General features: G+C 43.7%; 2 protein-coding genes. One reads left to right on the plus strand and one right to left on the minus strand.

Features of this window, described 5'->3' with window-relative positions; all coding sequences use genetic code 11:
- Positions 1–839, plus strand: an 839-nt coding sequence (locus ACYVRH_RS12950) for a flagellar assembly lytic transglycosylase (protein ID WP_461257313.1), incomplete at its 5' end; no start/stop codon positions are given.
- A gap of 172 nt (positions 840–1011) precedes the next feature.
- On the opposite strand, the gene ACYVRH_RS12955 is transcribed toward ACYVRH_RS12950, so the two are convergent.
- A partial coding sequence (locus ACYVRH_RS12955) for an aminopeptidase (RefSeq protein WP_461257314.1) occupies positions 1012–1212 on the minus strand: 201 nt, incomplete at its 5' end.

Here is a 1212-nt window from a genome sequence, read left to right on the forward strand (position 1 = left end):
GTATTGCCTATGATATTGGCATTGTTAATTCTTTGCCTGCTCTTTTATACCGCTCACAGTGCGCCGACGTTTTAAAAAAGCCGTTTCTTGAATTAACCGAAGAAGTTACAGAACCGGAAAACATAGAGTATTCACAAGCCCTGCAATTTATTCTTGGCTTTTTTAATTATGAAGTGGCAGATTTTTCCCATCCGTATGTTAAAGAGATGGAAAAAGAGATGACCGCCGATGAGTTGCGCGTGGTGGCGCAAGCTTTTGAAAAAGAGGGAATGTATTGGCAGTCTATACATCTTGTCTCTCTGTATTTTTTCAGGGACGGTTACAGCAGGGACAGGCGCGATTGGGAATTAATGTATCCTCGTCCGTATCTTGAATTGGTGGAAAAATATGCGCAGGAATATGGTATTGCGCCTTCGCTCCTTTACGGGCTTATTCGCACGGAGAGCGCTTTTAAAGAAGCGGTAGTTTCGCGCGCGGGAGCGGTAGGACTGATGCAATTAATGCCGAAGACGGCGAAGGATATGGCGGAACGTCTTAAACGCGAAGGAGGGCCAGATTATTTTGGCGAAGACGGCGTTGTTGATTCTACAAACCCTTCGCTGAATGTTCACATCGGCGTTTATTATTATAAGTATTTACAGGATTATTTTAAGAATTCAATACTCGCGTTATTGGCTTATAACGGCGGACAGAACAGGGTACGCAGATTATATTCCGCAAGTAAATTGCCTGTTGATTTGTTTGTGGAAACGATTACGAATCTTGAGAACAGGGATTATGGCAAGAGGGTTCCGGCTGCGGCGAGGGTGTATCAGGAATTGTATTACAAGGATCATTAGCTGTTCCAGCTTGAGCTGTTCCAGCTTGAGCTGTTCCAGCTTGAGCTGTTCCAGCTTTTACCCCTTCGGCGCTATCTTTTACCACAATGTGTTCTTCATCATCATACCAATGCTCATAAGTGTACTGACCAAATTTTTTATCGCCGAATAGCCAAGCCATAATCTTAATATATCATTGTAATAGGGCGTTTTCAAGCTGTTGGCGGGGGCCGCCTTTTTTTGTTATTTTTTTGGCGGCGGAAATAAAAGCGGGAAGGTTTCTTCCTGAGCGCTGATACAGTTCTTCGTAAAAATTATCCTCCGTGTGGTACAGCCTGTAAAGTTCAAGATACGCGTTATTTACCGGTAATTCCGCAAACCCCCTGTAATCATC

The sequence above is a fragment of the Treponema sp. R80B11-R83G3 genome, assembly GCF_054786115.1.